Annotated in this window: 13 protein-coding genes, 2 tRNA genes and 1 pseudogene; 10 read left to right on the top strand and 6 right to left on the bottom strand. The window is 47.0% G+C overall.

Features of this window, described 5'->3' with window-relative positions:
• Positions 1-6: 6 nt before the first annotated feature.
• The 3 genes from IKG78_RS08325 to IKG78_RS08315 are packed head-to-tail and all read right to left on the bottom strand — an operon-like array spanning position 7 to position 3,404.
• Complete coding sequence (locus IKG78_RS08325) at positions 7-1,185, bottom strand: glycosyltransferase N-terminal domain-containing protein (protein ID WP_290942228.1); 1,179 nt, start codon at positions 1,183-1,185, stop codon at positions 7-9.
• The gene (locus tag IKG78_RS08320) at positions 1,178-1,846 is read right to left on the bottom strand and encodes a methyltransferase (RefSeq protein ID WP_290942225.1); all 669 of its coding nucleotides are present in this window, start codon (positions 1,844-1,846) and stop codon (positions 1,178-1,180) included. The genes IKG78_RS08325 and IKG78_RS08320 overlap by 8 nt, the downstream gene beginning before the upstream one ends.
• On the bottom strand, positions 1,839-3,404 hold the full coding sequence (locus IKG78_RS08315) for an ABC transporter ATP-binding protein (protein WP_290942221.1): 1,566 nt from the start codon (positions 3,402-3,404) through the stop codon (positions 1,839-1,841). Before IKG78_RS08315 ends, IKG78_RS08320 begins: the two co-directional genes overlap by 8 nt.
• A gap of 75 nt (positions 3,405-3,479) precedes the next feature.
• Between IKG78_RS08315 and IKG78_RS08310 the strand changes: the two genes are divergently transcribed.
• The 3 genes from IKG78_RS08310 (at position 3,480) to IKG78_RS08300 (ending at position 7,041) form a co-directional block, all read left to right on the top strand.
• Positions 3,480-3,552 (top strand) — tRNA-Glu (locus IKG78_RS08310).
• A 361-nt stretch (positions 3,553-3,913) separates the two neighbouring features.
• Positions 3,914-3,986, top strand: a tRNA-Glu gene (locus IKG78_RS08305).
• A 1,009-nt stretch (positions 3,987-4,995) separates the two neighbouring features.
• A complete protein-coding gene (locus IKG78_RS08300) occupies positions 4,996-7,041 on the top strand; it encodes a segregation/condensation protein A (RefSeq protein ID WP_290942218.1) in 2,046 nt (681 codons plus the stop codon).
• A gap of 16 nt (positions 7,042-7,057) precedes the next feature.
• Here IKG78_RS08300 and IKG78_RS08295 read toward each other — a convergent pair whose 3' ends face one another.
• Positions 7,058-7,690: a GNAT family N-acetyltransferase gene (locus IKG78_RS08295; RefSeq protein ID WP_290942214.1), complete on the bottom strand. Its 633-nt coding sequence runs from the start codon at positions 7,688-7,690 to the stop codon at positions 7,058-7,060.
• Between the two features lie 159 nt (positions 7,691-7,849).
• On the opposite strand from IKG78_RS08295, the gene rffA reads away from it, so the two are divergent.
• The 6 genes and pseudogenes from rffA (at position 7,850) to IKG78_RS08265 (ending at position 14,524) form a co-directional block, all read left to right on the top strand.
• Complete coding sequence (gene rffA / locus IKG78_RS08290) at positions 7,850-8,983, top strand: dTDP-4-amino-4,6-dideoxygalactose transaminase (protein WP_290942211.1); 1,134 nt, start codon at positions 7,850-7,852, stop codon at positions 8,981-8,983.
• Between the two features lie 94 nt (positions 8,984-9,077).
• Positions 9,078-10,292 (top strand): annotated as a pseudogene (locus IKG78_RS08285) (glycoside hydrolase family 3 N-terminal domain-containing protein); the annotation flags it as partial.
• Positions 10,281-11,105, top strand: a complete 825-nt coding sequence (locus IKG78_RS08280; RefSeq protein ID WP_290942294.1) for a glycoside hydrolase family 3 C-terminal domain-containing protein — start codon at positions 10,281-10,283, stop codon at positions 11,103-11,105. The pseudogene IKG78_RS08285 and the gene IKG78_RS08280, both read left to right, overlap by 12 nt.
• A gap of 32 nt (positions 11,106-11,137) precedes the next feature.
• The gene (locus tag IKG78_RS08275) at positions 11,138-12,346 is read left to right on the top strand and encodes an ATP-grasp domain-containing protein (RefSeq protein ID WP_290942207.1); all 1,209 of its coding nucleotides are present in this window, start codon (positions 11,138-11,140) and stop codon (positions 12,344-12,346) included.
• A 103-nt stretch (positions 12,347-12,449) separates the two neighbouring features.
• Positions 12,450-13,580 (top strand): Gfo/Idh/MocA family oxidoreductase, encoded by a 1,131-nt coding sequence (locus tag IKG78_RS08270; RefSeq protein ID WP_290942204.1) that lies wholly within the window; start codon positions 12,450-12,452, stop codon positions 13,578-13,580.
• On the top strand, positions 13,577-14,524 hold the full coding sequence (locus IKG78_RS08265) for a glycosyltransferase family 2 protein (RefSeq protein WP_290942200.1): 948 nt from the start codon (positions 13,577-13,579) through the stop codon (positions 14,522-14,524). The genes IKG78_RS08270 and IKG78_RS08265 overlap by 4 nt, the downstream gene beginning before the upstream one ends.
• A 33-nt stretch (positions 14,525-14,557) precedes the next feature.
• Here IKG78_RS08265 and IKG78_RS08260 read toward each other — a convergent pair whose 3' ends face one another.
• A complete protein-coding gene (locus IKG78_RS08260) occupies positions 14,558-15,559 on the bottom strand; it encodes an ImmA/IrrE family metallo-endopeptidase (RefSeq protein ID WP_290942198.1) in 1,002 nt (333 codons plus the stop codon).
• A 6-nt stretch (positions 15,560-15,565) separates the two neighbouring features.
• Positions 15,566-15,889, bottom strand: a complete 324-nt coding sequence (locus IKG78_RS08255; RefSeq protein WP_290942193.1) for a type II toxin-antitoxin system RelE/ParE family toxin — start codon at positions 15,887-15,889, stop codon at positions 15,566-15,568.
• Positions 15,890-16,053: 164 nt separating this feature from the next.
• On the opposite strand from IKG78_RS08255, the gene IKG78_RS08250 reads away from it, so the two are divergent.
• Positions 16,054-17,505: an ATP-binding protein gene (locus IKG78_RS08250; protein WP_290942188.1), complete on the top strand. Its 1,452-nt coding sequence runs from the start codon at positions 16,054-16,056 to the stop codon at positions 17,503-17,505.
• The last annotated feature ends 695 nt before the right edge of the window (positions 17,506-18,200 follow it).

Below are 18,200 nucleotides of genomic sequence, written 5' to 3'. Positions count from 1 at the left end.
CCTAATTTACTTTAGCAAGTTTTTCAAATAATCTATTAATTGCTGGTACGAGTCGCTAATTTTAGCACTTTCGTGCACGAGAAAGGATTGCACCAAACGAACATCAGGCGTATTCCGCTTAGAAAATTCCGCTGTCGATTGCAACTGGGCGATAACGCCCTCACGAACAAGCGTCGCTACCGTTTCTTTTTGTCCTTCTGCATACGGTCCTACGCAAGTGGCAACGCCCCGTTCAAGCGGTTCCCAGAAATCATGGACTCCGAGACCACGGGCAAACGAGCCGCCAATCACCGCCGTTTTAGAAACAGCAAACACGTTCTTCGTCACGCCGAACTGCGACACCATCGAAACCGCGCCCTTCTGCACGAGCGGCCAATCGACTACGGCAATTTCTTGATCCAAGAGCGATTTACGGAAATCAGCCACTTCGGAGAGGCGGCGGGGCACGAGCACCACCGATTCATCACGCTTGATGCAAGAGGCAATCATGCGGCAAAGGCTCGCCCATTCCTGGATGTGCATCGAGATAAACGCCGTATCGACCGTCGGATTTTCGGAAGATGTAACGCATTTGCCCGAACGGACCCACGGCAAAAGCTTCCAGTCGCCGCCAATCACCATCCGCGATTTATTCGTCCGCGTCGCTACGCTGAAAAATCGGGAAAGGTCGGAACCCGTCTGCATGCTCACAAAACCAATCGCCGAATAATCCATTCCGGGAACAGCCCGATGGAAACGCCCCGAAACAACCGCCACAGAAGGCCGCGTCGAAATTCGCATCATCGAAGAGAGATAGCCCGGCCAAAGTTCGTTTTCGGCAAGAATGAGGCCCAGCGGCTTTACCGCCGCAATAAAAGACTTCATCGTCGTAGGCGTATCTGCAGGAGCAATGCTCGCCGCGACATCCGCGCCCGATTCCTTGATGTACGAAAGCACTTCAACTTTTTGCGTTGTCACCAAAAGACGCGGGCAACCTGACAAATCTTCCTGGAGGCATTTCGCCAAATTCAAAAGCATCTTGCATTCACCGAGACTCGCTCCGTGCATCCAAAGGAACGGTCCCTTAGGCCAAGGGCCGCGCAAGCGATCTTTCACATGATACTTATTTTCTATAACAGGCACTTTGGCTGCAACTTTAGCTACAGATCCTAAAGCCTCGCGAGCGATGTCCATTACCTTAAACATAGAAAACCACCATTTTTCTCAATACCAACAATAAATTACAAAAGAAAATCCAAAACCATGTAGAAAAATCTGCAAAAAATGCTTGCCAAAAGGTTCTTTGTGGAGGAACGTGTTCAGAATCACAACAAGAGTCGCTGCGGCAGGAACTACGCGAAGTGCTCCAACACGGCAGAACCGCAGCCGTTTTTGCAGCCCATGCACGCCATGTGTCGCCAAACTTTTGTTCTAGAAAATGGTCTTCGATTCTCGACAAAGCGACTTCAAACGCCACAACAACGAGCATGAACGGAAGCACCCAAAGCGAAACGCCCAAATGGAAAAACGCAACTCCAAGCGCAAAGCCGGTATTGGAAATGTAAAGCGGATGCCGCACTCGTGAATAAGGGCCACAAGTTACAAGTTTGTCCGCCGCATGGACACTGCCTCGCGTGTGTTCGCCAATGAACTGGCGTGTCCGCACTCGCAAAAACGCACTAGCCACGTATAGGGGGACGGCTACGAGAATGCCTGCGATGCAATCGTTTATACAAAACGTTTCTGGAAACAAGCTCGGCGGAAATGCGAAAAGAGCGACCGCGATAACGCCTAAAATGTAGCCGCGAAAACGATACAGCAAGGATGATAAATTTCGTTCTGCCAAATTGCGTTCCACCTTAGCCATGATCCATCTCCACGACATTAAAATGTTGTTCTAATTCACGAGACAGTACGTCGTGACTCACGAGCACCACCCATTTGCGGAGTTGTTCGGCAACATCAAGGAACGATGTCAACAGCGGTTCGCGATCGACAAGCGCGACAGAAGCAAACGGTTCATCGAGCAAGACCATTGATGAATCCGAAGCAAGCGCCCACGCCAAAGCAACACGGGCGCGTTCCCCGCCAGACATTCCCTCTTTTTCAAGAATCTTATCGACATGCGCCGTACGCACGAATTCAATGACGGCGGTAGAATTTGTTTGTGCGAGGCGTTTCTTTAACAAGTGAAGCGGGGGTAATTCTAAGTCTTGTGCGACAAAAAAAACATTATTTTTTAACGGAGAACTGTAATTTATTTTACTATGGTTCCATTCCTCAAGCCCAGCAATCAAGCGGAGCAGCGTCGATTTGCCAACGCCGTTGCGACCGCGGACAAGTACAGGCTTTTTCGTATTCCAACACAGTGAAAAATTGCTGAACAAGTTTGCAAAGGCACCTTCGTAAGCGAAATCGCCCTGTGTAATTTCCAAGTTTTCTGCATTTGGCGAACATTCCCATTCAACTGCGTTTGCACTTGAATTTTTTGAAGGGAGCAATTCGAATTTTTCCAAGACACGAAGCGCACTCATCGCGGAACGAGCCTGCGGCATGACGCGGGCGCATTCTTTCACGGGTTTGTAACAAAGGAGAACCGCCGAGCAATAAAGCACAAGCCCCGTGCCGTCCATCCAGCCTTTGGAAATCAGCAGGGCGCAGAACGCGAGCACAAAAACCATCGCCAAGACGGATACCGATTCTGTCACCAGCGAAAGCACGCCTTTGCGTAGCGAAACCGCAAGGCCGTCGTCTCGAAGCGTCCGCACTTGAGAAATCAAATCGTTCGACACTTCCTTGCGTTCAAAGCGGGAACTCCAACGGCGGAAAAGTTTGCGGGCATGGTAAAGCGACATGCGAAAATCAGAGCGTTCCGTCAAGAGACTTTCTTCGGCTGGCCCCATCTTATGCAAACAGCGTTGCATCCAGCTGACCAGCGGAACGACAACGATAAAGAGGAACAACGTCAGCGGCCACGATATGTAAAACAGCACCGGCAAAAACACCAAAAGCTGGAGCACCGCCTGAACCGCTTGAAAAAAAACGCCGCCATTATTCTGCAATACAAGCGTCGATTCGTAGGCCGCCTCAACTTTCGCTTCCCCTGCTGGCGTATGGAAAACCCGAGGCGAAAGCGACCGCAGCGTATGCAGGAACCACGCCATCACAAACGTGCCGGCTCCGTAAAGCCATTTTTCGGAGATGTTCAATTTCCAGGCAAAAAACGCAAAACGCAACAGCGTAAGGATGACCATCAGGGCAAGCCACCCTGCAAGCGAAAAAACTGCATCGCCTTGAAGGATTCCCATGAAAGAACGGATTCCCCAAAGCAGGGCCGCATCCGCAGCACTTGCGAACAACGCGACCGGCAAAAAGCGCAAAACGCCTTGCCAAAGCACCTTTTTCAACCGTTTTTTCAGAATCACAGGAGCAAAAATAAAAAAATCAAAAAAAATCCCTTGACAATTTCCCAGAAACATCTATATTTGGCGGCACAAATCGCCCCTATCGTCTAGTGGCCTAGGACTCGGGATTTTCATTCCCGCAACAGCGGTTCAAAACCGCTTGGGGGTATAAAAACAGCTCAACGAAAGTTGGGCTGTTTTTTTAAACCGTCATAAGGCGGGTATAAAAAGGACTAACCGTAAGGTTGGTCCTTTTTTGTACCCACAAGTAAACCGCGTAAAAGGGAATAAAAAGACTCATCGCAAGATGGGTCTTTTTTCAAACCGTCATAAGGCGGGTAGAAAAAGACCATTCGAAAGAATGGTCTTCTTTATTACATTGTCACCCCGGACTCCGTTCCGGGGCCAGTTTTTCCACCACGCAATCATAAACAACCGATCCCGGCACAAGGCCGGGATGACAGTAAAAAAAATTTATTTATGCCCCCTTGACATTATTCTAGAAAAAACTATATTTGTCCTCACAAATCGCCCCTATCGTCTAGTGGCCTAGGACTCGGGATTTTCATTCCCGCAACAGCGGTTCAAAACCGCTTGGGGGTATAAAAACAGCGCAACGGAAGTTGAGCTGTTTTTTTATACCCAAGTAAACCGCGTAAAAGGGTATAAAAAGACTCATCGCAAGATGGGTCCTTTTTTCAAACCGTCATAAGGCGGGTATAAAAAGGACTAACCGCAAGGTTGGGCTTTTTTGTACCGCATAAACAGCCATTCCCACCTACAAAATCCCATTTCCCCCATTTTTACGTGAAAAAAGTCCAATTTTCAACATTTGTCACGTAAAATTTCACACAAATTAACAATTTTATTACAAATTCACTGTCTTTTTTGAATTTTTCAGCCTCTTTATCACCAATAAAAGCCCTCTTTTCCCAATTTTGCAACTAAAAAAAAACAAATATTCATGATTTTCTTCAAAACAATCACATACAACGTTGAATTTTACGTGAATAATCCTCAAATTTTTGAGTTTTACACGTAAAAAACGATAAATTTTGAAAAACAAGATTTTTTTTCATCCCATTTTTCTTCAAATCCAACTCCTCAGCCGGAATCTTTCAAGCCGTCACCTCTCGAAGTATGCTATAAAAACGGGAAGTCGCCCTCGAAAGGAGGGCGACAGTATTTAACGAGTTGGAATGAGAGACTTTTTCGAATAAAACTCCATGTACACCAAAAACCGAATTATCGGTTTCCACGTATTCGTACATTCGCATCTTCTATTCTTTAAATAATTCTTTTGGCATAACGACTTTAATCAAAGCTCCCCTCTGATAAGTTCTGTAATGTTCTGTAATAAATATAACTAATTTTTTTCTGAAAGTATATATTTTTATTACGAAATTTCATTTTTTGACCACAAATTTTGAATTTTAGAACAAGAAATAAGAAAAATCACCCCATTTTTTCAGAAACCGTAACACAGGCCCCCACAAATCATGTAAAAATATTAATACAAACAGTCTCCCAAATGAGATCATTTACACATCCTGTTTCATTACAGAACCACCCTCCTCTAATTTCTAACCTCTAATTTCTATATTTCCACGCAATGGTTGATTCCGATGTTTTTGAACAAGAAGACTATGAAGTCAAAATCGGCTCGTTTAACGGCCCGATGGACTTGCTTGTCTATCTCGTCCAAAAAAAGGAAATGACGCTCGACCAAATCCCCATTGCAGAAATCGCAGACGACTTTTTGAAGTGGGTGAACGAGTATTCCGAAACGGACCTTTCCAAGGCCGGCGACTTCTTGTTCATGGCGAGCCGCTTGATGGCGCTCAAGGTGCAGGAACTGCTCCCCGCCGAAGAACGCGACCCAGAAACAATCGAAGAATACAACGAAGACCGCGAAAAACTCATGCAAGAAATGTTGGAATACCAGCGTTTCAAGCAGGTCGCAAGCGGCCTCCAGGAGATGGAAGCGAAGAACTTCGGAACGTATTCCCGCGGGAGACTCGAAAAAACGCAAAGCGACGAAGATACGCTCGCGGACGCAAACATTTGGCAGCTTTTCCGTGCTTACCAGAAGAGCTTGAAAACCAAGATTTCCGAGACGATCCACCATATCGAATTGGACTACGTGACAATCCAGGACCGTCAGCAAGCCATCAACAACTTCTTGAACGTGCATGGACGTGCGCTCTTTGAAGACTTGCTCGACAACGACTCCCACCCGATTGTTGCGGCGGTGACGTTCATGGCTATGCTCGAAATGATCAAGACGGACGACATTGTTTTCCGCCAAAGTGAACTTTTCGGCCCCATCTGGATTTACCGCAAAAAGAACAACCCCGAGTACGCCGAAGAAATGGCGCACGAGACCGTCTTTTTCAGCAAGGATCCCGAAGTCAAGGCGGGACTTGTGGATACCATCCGCAGCCAGGCGATTGCACGTTCCAAGGAAAAGAGCGTGGGCGACCTCGCCGCTACGATGCGCGAAGCCGTACTTTGGACGGAACGCGGCAGAAACGTTACCGACGAAGACCTCAACGCGATGCTCGAAGGCCGCGAGGATATTTCCGAAGTGCAGGAAAATCCATTCGCCGATATGATTGCCGAAGCAGATGCCGCTGAAGGAATTACAGCGCAGCAGACAAGCGAACAAGCCCCTGCAACTGGAACTGCGGCGACTCCTGCAAATGAAGCAGCAGCCGTCAACACCGATGCGGTCAATGAACCCATTGCTGAGCCTGCGACATCGACCAGTGAAGTTATTACAAACGCACCTGAAGCCGTTAGCGAAATCACGCCATCGCACACGTTTGAACCCATCGACGAAGAATTTGCCGATGTACCGGACGAAGAAATAAACGAGGCTCAAAGCGAAGAAATAGGCGAAGAACTCGTTGATGATGAAAATTTCGAAGAAAATTTAGACAACGTAGAATTTTCGGAAAGCACGAACAACGAAACATTACACGTTTCATACGACGACAGTTTTGACGAGGACATTCCTGTTATCCGTTCGTCAAGCACCGATAATCACGGAGTATCTGCCGAAGCCAATTTCCAAGGCTTGAACGAACAAGAAGTCCAGCAGATGAGCGACGAAGAATTTGCGGCATTCATGCAAAAGGCACAAGCGTTCTACGACAATGCAAGTTCAGCACCGTCCGCGTCAAGTTCCGTGCAACCGTCAGCAAATTTCGCACAACCTGCAACAAGTTCCGCAGCCACGCCGCAACAAACAAGTTCAACGCAATTTACAACAAATTCTACACCAACCGTCAGCAAATACGATTCCAGCAGCACCTATAGCGCCCCAGTTCAAAAAGAACCGGAAGAAGACAAGTATTCCTCTTACAGTTTCGGCAACGAAATGACAGACGAAGAATACATCGCCTACTTGAACCGCAGCGCACGTGCAAGCCGCAAGGATGATCCAAAGCCGGCAGCAATTCCAACACCGTCCGAAAAACCGACATCACCCGCAGCCGAAAGCAAGCCCGCTAAAAAATCCGAACGCAAGTCGTTTATGCCCGAAGAAGGCGAAGGCGGAATGACGGACGAAGAATTCGAAGCCTACCTCGCTGAACACGGCGATGACGATGATGACGACGAAGGCCCCGTAGTTTACGGAGCCGGTAAAGATTAATCATCAGTTCAATTTGCTACAACGTTTTTCTCACGCTCCAGCTTCTCATCGTCTTTCCATCAGGGATAGGAATATCCCGCTCATCAAACACCTCAAAACCGTTTTTCTTGTAAAACGCAAGATTCTTCTCAGAGTTCGTGAATAAAATCAACTGCGTTCCACCACGTTCACGGATGTAATCTTCCCAAAAACCAATGAATTTTGATCCAACACCCTTTCTTTGAAAATCCGGATCCACCGTGACAGAGCTCGTGTACCAAATATTGGGATCAGCCTTCTGGTAATCATGGCACGGCGTGCTCGCCACAGTATCCATGGCAATCCAGCGATTCACACGCTTTACTTTCACGCCGCAATACACCATGAGCCAACCGTGAAGCAAAAACTGCAAAACCGAGGGTCTCCTGTACTGAGCATCATCAATTTGCGCAACAGCTACCATTTTCCCATCGATTTTAGCTATCAAGAAATGAGTTTTTCCGAAATTCGTCAACATAAATCTGTACATCAAAGATCTAATGACTCTCCGTCTCTCATCCAGATTAGGAAAGAAATTCGTAAAGTACTCATAATGCTCATAAGCCCTGGCTGCAACTTCCACGGACTCTTTCAGCTCTTCGCGATTCAATATACCAAACTCAATTTCCATTAAATTGCACCATCCTGCCATTTAAAATAGAAATCATTTTCAAAATAGCAACACTTTAATCCAATAAATCTGCATGGGGGATAACTTTTGCCTATTCTTACAGGCTTGGTTTCTTGTAAAAGATTTTTTAAAGGATAAGTAAATAATATATTTCTTCATATGAAGATACCTTTCAACCAGCCCCCCTTTGTAGGGACAGAAATCGATTATGTGCGACAGGCCGTCGAAAGCGGTCGTATTTGCGGTGACGGACAGTTCAACCAAAAATGCCACGTTTGGCTCCAACAAAAAACAGGTTGCGCTCGGGCACTTCTCACGACGAGTTGCACCCACGCACTTGAAATGTCAGCATTGCTATGCAACATCCAGCCGGGCGATGAAGTCATCATGCCGTCGTTCACGTTCGTCTCTACCGCTGACGCATTCGCCATGCGTGGGGCAAAATGTGTGTTTGTCGATATTCGCCCCGACACGATGAATTTGGACGAAAAACTTATCGAAGACGCGATTACAGAACGCACGAAGGCAATTGTGCCGGTGCATTACGCCGGAGTCGGCTGCGAAATGGACTCCATCAATGCAATCGCGCGCAAGCACAACTTGTTCGTCATCGAGGATGCCGCTCAAGGGATGATGGCGACATACAAAGGTCATTCCCTGGGTGCGCTCGGCGATTTCGGCTGCTACAGTTTCCACGAAACCAAGAATTACAGCATGGGCGAAGGCGGCGCCATTCTCATTACCGATAAAAAATACTCCGACCACGCCGAAATCATCCGCGAAAAAGGTACAAACCGCGTGCAGTTCCACCGCGGCGAAGTCGATAAATACACATGGGTTGAACTCGGTTCGAGCTACTTGCCCAGCGAACTCAACGCCGCCTACCTGTACGCCGAACTTGAAAATGCACAAAAGATTTTCGACAACCGCATGGAAAGCTGGAACGATTACCGCGAACGTCTGCAACCCCTTGCGGACGCAGGCGATTTGCAGTTACCATATATTCCAGCGGAATGCACCCATAACGCGCACATGTTCTACCTGAAAGTCGCAGACATTAAAACGCGAACAGCGCTCATCGCGCATCTCGTGAAAAACGGCATATTGGCGGTATTCCACTACGTGCCGCTCCACAGCGCCCCTGCGGGCAAACGCTTCGGACGATTCAACGGCGAAGACCGCTACACGACCAGCGAAAGCGACCGCCTGCTCAGGCTCCCCATGTTCTACGGATTAAAGCCAGAAAACAGGGAATTTGTTTGCAGCAAAGTGAAGGAATTTTTTGGGAAATAGCGTTTGGTTCCGAACGTACACAGCAAATAACGACTTCATTTTTCACAACATCCTTTTTTAATGTAGATTATACCTTATAAAGCAAGGTATAGTTATGAAATTTTCGAAAATCGGCCTCTTTGCATTCGCCGCCTGCGCCATAGCCCAAGCAGACATCAAGGGTTCAATTGTTGACGAATCGGGCAATCCCGTCCATAACGCCGCCGTGACCACAAGGACACTCCCGAACCTATTGTCCAACATGCGAGCACTCTCGAACGAAAAGGGAGCATTTACATTACCCAATGCAAAAAAAGGACAAAGCATCATCGTTCGCAAAACGGGGTTTCTCCCAGAAACGCTCAGCGTCATTCCGGGTAAAAAGAACTACGGCAACATCGCCTTGAAACGCGATCCCATCGAAAATAGAATCGACAGTCTCATGGCCAACATGTCCCTCGACGACATGATCGCACAAATGACACAGGCCAAAGCCCCGTCAACAACTTGCGGAGGCAAAGTTTGCGGCTCGGCGTTAGAAGGGGGCGGAGCTTACACCGCTGATTTTTATACCAAAGCTTGGAACCATAAAATACCCGTCATCTACGGCAAGGATAACGTCCACGGCGTTGCCGATGTGAATGGAGCAACCATTTTTCCGCACAACATCGGGCTCGGCGCGACACGAGATTCAGCACTTGTCCGTAGAATCGGGCAAGCCGTCGCCGAAGAAATGTGGGCTGCGCACATCGACTTGAATTTCGCCCCCGCCATCACCGTTCCGCAAGATGAGCGCTGAGGCCGCGTCTATGAAGGATTCGGCGAAACAACCGAACTTGCCGTTGACCTTGGAGCCGCATTTGTACGTGGGCAGCAAGGCGACAACAACAACGCCGAATGGTGCGTCATCACGACTCTCAAGCATTTTATTGGCGACGGAGCAACAGACAAAGGATTTGACCGCGGTAACGCCAAAATAACAAATAAAGCACTACACGCAAAATACTTGCCGCCTTACGAAGCCGCTATCGAGCAAGGTGCATTGAGCGTCATGGCAAGCTTCAACCAAGTGAACGGAATCCACCAGCATGTCGATTCCGCTTTGCTCACCGGAGTACTCAAGACAGAACTCGCCTTTGACGGCTACGTCATCGCGGACTGGGAAGGTATCGAAAGTTCAACGACACCGGGTGCCGCTGGAGACTACTCCCCCGGCCTCGTCACCGGAATTTCATCAAAAGAAGCTATACGCAATTCGATTAACGCAGGCCTCGACATGGCCATGGTTCCGCAATCCGCAGAAGCATTTGTCAGCAACATGAAAGAACTCGTTGCATCAGGCGAAATCAGCGAAGAGCGAGTCAAGGACGCCACCCGCAGAATTTTGCGTGCAAAAATCCGTGCCGGGAGAATCGACAACCCGAACGGTCCATCCGCTTACGTCGGCGTTACAAGCAACATCGGCAGCGCCGCCCATCGGCAACTCGCCCGCGAAGCTGTGCAAAAAAGCTTGGTCATTCTGAAAAACAAAAAAGTTCTCCCACTTGCCACCAACGACAAAATTTTCGTGACCGGAAGCCACGCCAACAACACAGGATTGCAATGTGGCGCTTGGACGCAAGGTTGGCAGGGCACTCTCGAAGATGTCCCCGGAGCAACCTCAATTCAAGCAGGCTTTGATGAAGTCGCAAAAGGCACCCGCGTCGCAACCGCCGAAGAAGCAGGAACAATCGTCTATGTGATTGGCGAAGTCCCTTACGCAGAATGGTTCGGAGACTATCGAGGCGACGACTTTAACAACAAAATCATCACCAAGAAAGAACGAACCGACATGTCGTTCAACAGCACCGACGAGTACATCGCGCAGATTAAAGAATGGCAAAAAGCAGGCCACAAAGTCGCCGTCGTGTTCATCACCGGCCGCCCGCTCCCCATCACCTCGCTTATCAACGTCGCCGATGCATTCGTTGTCGCATGGCTCCCCGGCAGCGAAGGAGCAGGCGTTGCAGACGTGCTTTTTGGCAAGGTCAAACCCACCGGCAAACTCCCCCACACTTGGCCTAAAGACGCAAAGCAAATCCCCATCAATGTTGGCGACGGAAAGAAGGGACTATACCCCTACGGATTCGGATTGACATACTAGACTAATACATTTTAATGTATATTAGTCGTGAAATGAATACGAAAAAAAAACTTTTATTGCTAGGCGGTAGCCACGCCGAAATTCCGTTAATCAAGGCCGCAAAGGAACTTGGCTGGTACGTGATAACCACAGGCAACAACCGCGATGGCCTCGGACACCCTTACGCCGACAAAACCGTATTTGCAGATTTCAGTAACAAAGAAGCCATGCTGGAACTTGCCCGCACGGAAGGAGTGCAAGCAGTTTGTTCAGGCTGCAATGATTTCGCGTTGCTTTCGACCGTTTATGTTTGCGAAAAATTGGGAATTCCTGGACACGATTCTTACGCCACATCGCTTGAAATTCATCACAAGGACAAGTACCGAGCACTCGCAACCCGCCTCGGAATCCCGACACCGCAAGCAAAAGTTGTACACAACGAGCAAGAATTCGAGCAAGCTATTGCAAGTCTTACCTTCCCGATTATCGTCAAGCCCGTTGACTTGACAGGCGGCAAGGGCATCCATCGCGCCACAAATGTCGAAGAGGCCCGTGAAGCATACAAGAACGCCACAAGCCGCACCCGCGAAGACCACATCGTCGTCGAGGAATTTGTTCAAGGAACGAATCACGGATTTTCGGCCATGCTCGTCAAAGGCAAAGTCGCATTTGCATTTGCTGATAACGAGCAATACTATATAAATAAATATCTGGTCTCTGGAGCAAACACACCCAGCACCACGCAAAACGCAAGCCTCGCCAAGCTTCGCGAATACAGCGAACGCATCGCACACGAATTGCACTTGGTCGATGGAATTTTGCATATCCAATACATCGAAAAAGCAGACGGCACACCTTTCATTATCGAAATTTGCCGCCGCCCGCCAGGAGATTTGTACATCAAATTCGTCAAGTACGCGACTGGCATCGACTATCCGAAATTCATCGTGAAAGCAGAAACCGGCGAAGACATCTCCAGCATAGCAGATGTTCCCACGCAAGGATTTTGGTTGCGTCACTGCGTCATGTCTGACCGCGAAGCCGACGAAAACGGATGTTCCGGAATCGTCCGCGATGTTTCCTTCGCCCCTGAAATTCAAAAAAACATTGTTGAAAAATTCTTGTGGTTCAAGCCCGGCGAAACCATCACAGACAAGCTTTTGTACAAAGCAGGGATTGTATTTTTCAAATTCGACACGCTAGAAGAAATGACTGACAAAACCGCCAGAATGACCGACCTCGTGAAAATTGTGATTGATTGACATCACAAAGATTCCATGTCAAGCACGGAATAACGGGGGGGAAATCGTCATGGCGAACCTGATCCGCCATCTATTCTAAAAGAAAAAACCTATATTCCTAAATATGAAGAAGGAACCTTATCAAATTGCATTTATCGGGGGCGGTATTAATTCTGCCATCGGAGAAGTCCACAAAGCAGCAAGCCAAATGGATGGACATTTTGAACTGGTCGCCGGAGCGTTCAGTACACACACCGAAACCAACCACGAAACCGCCAAAACTTGGGGCGTCGCAGACAACCGTACCTACGCAAACTATAAGGAACTTTTGCAAGCCGAAAAAGGTAAGCTAGATGCCGTAGTGGTGTTAGCCCCGACGGATCTTCACAAAGAAATTGTCATTGACGCACTTGAAGCAGGCTTTCCCGTGATTTGCGAAAAATCACTCGCCACAAGTTTTGAAGAAGGCGAAGACATCGCACGGAAAGTTGCAGAAACCAAAGGATTCTTCTGCACGACGTACAACTACACCGGCTACCCGATGGTGCGAGAACTCAAGCAGTACATCGCCGAAGGCAAGCTCGGTCGAATCCAGCAAGTGCAAGTCGAAATGCCGCAAGAAGGATTCATGCGTTTGGGAGCATCGGGCGAACCGCCCAAGCCGCAGAGTTGGCGCCTCAAGGATACTGTGATTCCCAAAATTTCCTTGGACTTAGGCAGCCACCTGCACAACATGATTTACTTTTTGACAGGCGAACGTCCGGAACGCATTGTGGCAGACCAAGCGACCTTCGGACTGTTTCCGCAGATTATCGATAACGTAGGAGCGCTTGTTCAATATACAAATAACGTTCGTGCACAAATTTGGTTCAGCAAGACGGCTCTCGGCAACCGCAACGGACTCCGCATCCGCGTATTCGGTAGCGAAGGCAGCGCCGAATGGTTCCAGCTAGAACCCGAAACGCTCAAGACTTGCGACCTCCGTGGAAATGTAAGCCTCCGCGACCGCACCAGCGACGTAAAAATTGCAAACCAACCTCGTTACAACCGATTCAAGGCAGGGCATCCTGCTGGTTTCATCGAAGCGTTTGCCAACTACTACGAAGACATTGCCGACTGCCTCGGTCAATATTTCGCAACCGGCAGTTTCAAAAGTCAGTACGTTTGCGGCATCAAGACATCGCTCGAAGGCCTCGCCATGATGCAGGCCGCCACACGTTCTGCCCAAAGTAATAAATGGGAAGATTTACAATGAAGCTCTCATTCGTCATCCCGTGCTACCGCAGCGAAAAGACCATCAAAACGGTGGTGCAAGAAATTCGCGACACCATGACCATACGCAATGCCGCAGGCCCAGGTTCTGACGGCAATCCGTTCGATTACGAAATCATACTCGTAAACGATTGCAGCCCAGACAACGTATGGCAAGTCATCAAAGTCCTCGCCTCGACCGATAGCCACATCAAAGGCATTTGCCTCGCCAAAAATTTCGGGCAGCACGGAGCTTTAATGGCAGGCTACGGACAAGCTACAGGCGACTATATCATCAGTCTCGATGATGACGGACAAACGCCAGCCAGCGAAACATTCAAGCTCGTCGATAAGCTCGAAGAAGGCTACGATGTCGTCTATGGCTACTACAAGCATTCCGCACAACATTTGTTCCGCCGCCTTGGAAGCTGGGTCAACAAAAAAATGGCAGAAGCAATTATTGGCCAGCCTAAGACGCTCCGCACCACAAGCTTCTTTATCATGCGCAAGTTCATCGTCGATGAAATCGTGCGCTATCCCAATCCGTTCGCCTACATCAGCGGACTCGTATTCCGCGCCACCAAGAATCTGGGCAACGTTCAAGTACAGCACCGCCGCCGCCTCGAAGGCGAATCGGGCTACACCATCGCAGGTCTCATCGGACTTTGGATTAACGGCTTTACCGCATTTTCCGTCAAGCCCCTCCGGGCCGCCACTTACATCGGACTATTCTGCGCATTGATGGGATTCGCCTCCGGCTTGTTCGTCATTTACAAAAAATTGATGTTCCCCGACGTTCCCGTAGGCTATACCAGCATGCTTGCCACATTGCTCTTTATTGGCGGCATGATCATGTTCATGCTCGGACTCATCGGCGAATACGTAGGCCGCATTTACATCAGCATCAACCAGTCGCCGCAATACGTTGTGCGCGAAAAAACGTTCTAAAAAAACGTCTTTAGCCACAACGTTTTAATCAGTCTAAACGTCGAATCCAGCCTCCAGCATGCACTTCTGCGCAAAGCAGTTGGCTTCGTCCTCTTTTTCGGGATAGTTGTGCGTAATTTCGATATTCTGCAAACAAATTCCTTTTTTGCCGTGATAGAGCACATGAGCAAGTTCATGGAAGAACGTAAACCACATCGTTTCGCGCTTTTTAAAACGGTCATGCAGCTGGATCAACGGAACATCCTTGTACCAGCGGTACATGCCATGAATCGGCGAACTCTTGAAATTCTGCACAAACAACACTCGAATTCCAATCTTGCGGCATAGCTCCTGCAAGCCTGTCATGCAATCGTCAACCACTTCCGCCTCAGGTGTCCAGTAAGTGATTCGCTTTTCGCGTTTCGGCAACTTTTTATTCGCAGCCGCAAACGCAATGATTTCAGGGAGAGCCGCCTTAAGCTTTTTGCGAACCGCAGGCTGCCCCAGCTTTTCCATCGGATCCTGATCCGAGAGAATCTCGCCACGACGGATCCACGCCGAAGTCGCATACGGATCCTTGACCTCCGCAAGCGAAATGCGGAACGCCACCTTCAACTGCGCCTTTTTATAATAGCCGTCCCACGCCTTCGGGGATGCCACCGCAAAGAATTTCAAGAGCGGCAAACACGACTTGTCCTCCGCCATATCAGCACCCTTGCGAACCCACTCACGGACATCGAGTTCCTCCGGGAAAGACTGTTTCCAAAGCGACTGATTTTCCAGCGACTTCTTGACGCGTTCACGCGTAAGATATTCGTCATAAGACATCTGACTACGCAACAAATAATCCGCAGGGATTTCCGTAACCATTTCCAATGCAATAGCTACATCCGGCGTTATACGACAATGCCCCTGCAAAATATCATTTATCGCTTTAGGAGTATAACCCATGCGAGCAGCCAAATCATTTGCATCAAGGCCCATTTCTTCGATTTTTTCGGCCACATCCCTACCAGGAGGAAATTCAACAGCCAATTTGAAATCATTGTCAATCATACAACCTCACTTATGATAATCAGCTATTTCAAGAATCTTTGCAGTTCGTTCTTTTGCCCAAACAATTTGAGCGATTGGCCCATCATTCGTACTCTTAAAGATCAAACGATACGGTTGATCCAAGTCGCAAGCCCATTGCCCTGCACGATTGCCGACCAAATCATGATAATGACCCGGCACACCTCGCAACTGTTCAAAATTTTCAGCACGGTCAATCTGCATCAATCGAACAGCATAGCACTGAGCCCGTCGTTGGCCAAGCCTTTTCAATGCATATCCGCTATCCATAGCGCATTTTTTCAATTCCTTATCTTCAAAACGAATTTCCATCTCCGCATCACAAATTTTAATACACCTATAATATAACTCAAAATTTTAATAAATGCAATAGGTGAATTATTTTTTTCAAAACAACCATCCGCAAAGCGCCCCCTTGACAGCCAAAATACGAGAAGTATAGATTTAGATGCAAAATTATTTAGGAGTGAAACCTCATGAAATTTCAAATATTTATTTCAAGCGTACAAAGGGAATTTGCCGAAGAACGCAAACAACTGTTCTCATACCTAACGAACGATCCTATATTATCGCTATTTTTCAAACCATTCATTTTTGAAAACCATCCAGCAAGCAACAGTAAAACATCTGATATCAATCTTAAAGAAGTCGTGAAAAGCGATATATATCTTGGACTTCTGGGTGACGAATACGGATTTGCATCGAAAAACAGCTTATCCCCCACGGAACAGGAATACAATCTCGCAAACAAACTACATAAAACCTGCCTTATATTCATCAAAAAAGACAATTTGCACAGGCATCCCAAAGAGATAAAATTCATTCAAAAAGTTGAAAAGAACAATGTTAGACAATCATTTAATGATTATGAAGAACTGAAAAATGCAGTATATAAAGCCTTAGTTCTATACATGGAAGAAAAAGACCTCATTCGAACAAGTCCTTTTGATCAAGCAAAAAATATCGAGGCAACCATAGACGATATTGACGAAGAAAAAGTTCGAAATTTTATACAACTTTCAAAACAGAGACGTAATTTTAAACTGAATTCCGATACACCCGTCAAAAACGTTTTAAAACATTTAGACATGATAGATGACAGAGGTAAATTAGCCAATGCATCCATTCTCCTTTTCGGCAAAAAACCTCAAAAATTTTTTATTACCTCCGAAGTAAAATGTGCTCAATTTTATGGAAACAAAGTTGAAAAACCAATTCCTTCATTACAAATCTACAAAGGCGACGTTTTTCAACTGATTGATCAAGCAACAAGTTTCGTACTGAGTCGCGTTGACAACTGGATAGGAACAAGAGCTCAAGGCCTAACCGCAGCAGTCCCCACACATCCAGAACTTCCAATGGAAGCCGTCAAAGAAGCCATTATCAATGCAGTCTGTCATCGTGACTACACAAGTAAAGCTAGCGTTCAAGTAATGCTTTTCAGAAACCGTCTAGAAATCTGGAATCCGGGACAATTACCACAAGGATTAACAATAGATAAGCTCTACAAGCCTCACAAGTCTCTTCCACACAATCCACTTATCGCAGAAGCCATGCAACGTTGCGGATACATAGAAAAGACAGGGACCGGAACTGGCGACATCGTAAAGCTATGCCTACAATATGGTTTAAAAAAGCCACTATTCCAAGATGACGATGACTTTAAAACAATTATCTGGAGAAAAGAAACACAAGAAATTCCCAAAAACGAAACCGAAAATACACCAAAGGTTACAGAAAAGGTTACAGAAAACCAAAGAAAAATTTTATTGATAATCAAGCAAAATCCTTCAGCATCGCAAGACGAAATTGCAAATATCGTAGGAATTAGCCGCATCCACGTAAATAAAAACATGAGGAAAATGGAACTAAAAGGAATCATCAAGCGTATTGGACCCGACAAAGGCGGGCATTGGGAGATAAAATGACCAAAACATCCAAGATCATTCCATTAAACATCGTTTACACCTATCCTGTTCATTGGGATTCTTTTCACATTCTGCGAGATTATGTCCAAAATTTTTATGACTCGGTTCCCGTTGACCAATGGTCAAAACGTAAAAATGCTCGCATACGACGTGACAGAAACAGATGTTATAGAACAGAAAAGCGAACTTATTTTACAAGGAGTAACCGATAATGATTTTGCACTTTTCAAAACCGTACTAAACAGCTTTTACAATCCTGAAAACGAACTCCTGGGTGAAAAAATTTGGGAGGGCGCCGAAGGTGCGGTCTATACCCGTAGTAAAGTAGAATACGATCGAAAATTTCAGTCTCGGTCTCACCTTAGCTATGGAAATTCTCTTACAAAACACAGCTATTGTCGAATCAGCACATGAAAAATGGAAGCAACAATTTGCCAACAACGGATGTAAATGAAACGCAAAAGAAAAGCAGACCCGACACTAACCTATGAAGAAGCCCACGCTTTAGGATGAGCACAAGGTTCATTGCAACAGCGTTATGAATTAGCAGTAAAATGCCGCGATGCAAAAGAATTTGACTTGCCAACGATAGCAAAATACACCAAACTATCCATAAAGACAATTCTTGTACTTTGAAAAAGAGTCGGTACATCCGAGAACAGCGACCGGTCAAATTTAAAATTTAATCTATATTA

Origin of the sequence: Fibrobacter sp. (assembly GCF_017545445.1) — a bacterium.
Classification (GTDB): domain Bacteria; phylum Fibrobacterota; class Fibrobacteria; order Fibrobacterales; family Fibrobacteraceae; genus Fibrobacter.
The sequence above is the reverse complement of the archived record's forward strand: the minus strand, read 5'-3'. Positions and strand labels throughout refer to the sequence as shown.

What these genes read in the sequence shown, in the direction of transcription:
- IKG78_RS08325 (WP_290942228.1), bottom strand. Translation starts at nt 1,185, where the DNA reads ATGTTTAAGGTAATGGACATCGCTCGCGAGGCTTTAGGATCTGTAGCT.
- IKG78_RS08320 (WP_290942225.1), bottom strand. Translation starts at nt 1,846, where the DNA reads ATGGCTAAGGTGGAACGCAATTTGGCAGAACGAAATTTATCATCCTTG.
- IKG78_RS08300 (WP_290942218.1), top strand. Translation starts at nt 4,996, where the DNA reads ATGGTTGATTCCGATGTTTTTGAACAAGAAGACTATGAAGTCAAAATC.
- IKG78_RS08295 (WP_290942214.1), bottom strand. Translation starts at nt 7,690, where the DNA reads ATGGAAATTGAGTTTGGTATATTGAATCGCGAAGAGCTGAAAGAGTCC.
- rffA (WP_290942211.1), top strand. Translation starts at nt 7,850, where the DNA reads ATGAAGATACCTTTCAACCAGCCCCCCTTTGTAGGGACAGAAATCGAT.
- IKG78_RS08280 (WP_290942294.1), top strand. Translation starts at nt 10,281, where the DNA reads ATGAAAGAACTCGTTGCATCAGGCGAAATCAGCGAAGAGCGAGTCAAG.
- IKG78_RS08275 (WP_290942207.1), top strand. Translation starts at nt 11,138, where the DNA reads ATGAATACGAAAAAAAAACTTTTATTGCTAGGCGGTAGCCACGCCGAA.
- IKG78_RS08270 (WP_290942204.1), top strand. Translation starts at nt 12,450, where the DNA reads ATGAAGAAGGAACCTTATCAAATTGCATTTATCGGGGGCGGTATTAAT.
- IKG78_RS08265 (WP_290942200.1), top strand. Translation starts at nt 13,577, where the DNA reads ATGAAGCTCTCATTCGTCATCCCGTGCTACCGCAGCGAAAAGACCATC.
- IKG78_RS08260 (WP_290942198.1), bottom strand. Translation starts at nt 15,559, where the DNA reads ATGATTGACAATGATTTCAAATTGGCTGTTGAATTTCCTCCTGGTAGG.
- IKG78_RS08255 (WP_290942193.1), bottom strand. Translation starts at nt 15,889, where the DNA reads ATGGAAATTCGTTTTGAAGATAAGGAATTGAAAAAATGCGCTATGGAT.
- IKG78_RS08250 (WP_290942188.1), top strand. Translation starts at nt 16,054, where the DNA reads ATGAAATTTCAAATATTTATTTCAAGCGTACAAAGGGAATTTGCCGAA.